Below are 459 nucleotides of genomic sequence, written 5' to 3'. Positions count from 1 at the left end.
CCCCGCGCAGGGAGGCGAAATCGACGGCGCGGGAAGGCTTTCGATACCGGCAAGCCTGCGGAAATATGCCGTGCTTTCCAAAGACTGCGTGATGCTCGGCATTGTCAAGTACGTAGAACTGTGGGACGCTGCAGCATACCGTGCGTATCTTGAGGAGAGCGAACCGCTCTTCCGCGAAGCGACGGAAGAATTGGGAGCGATTCGCCTGTAACGGAGGGAGACATGCAGGCGGCTCATACGCCGGTTTTGTTGAGGGAGTGTTTAGAATACCTCGCGCCGGAAGGCGACGGTGAACGGTTGCTTGTCGACGCGACGCTTGGAGAAGGCGGGATAGGGGAATATGGAAAGTGCTGGCGGACGTCGCAATAGGCGAGCCTGACGGGGATATCCGTATGATAGATTCGACGTATATCAAAGCACACGCAGACGCATGCGGGGCGCGCGGCGGCACTCAGGATA

General features: G+C 58.6%; 1 protein-coding gene. It reads left to right on the top strand.

Annotated features, from left to right (window positions below; genetic code table 11):
* Positions 1-211, top strand: a 211-nt coding sequence (locus tag AWU74_RS08320; RefSeq protein ID WP_368853472.1) for an MraZ-related protein, incomplete at its 5' end; no start/stop codon positions are given.
* Between the last annotated feature and the right edge of the window lie 248 nt (positions 212-459).

It is taken from the genome of Treponema endosymbiont of Eucomonympha sp. (assembly GCF_001028545.1).
Note: the sequence above shows the minus strand (reverse complement) of the source record. Positions and strands in the feature narration are given on the sequence as shown.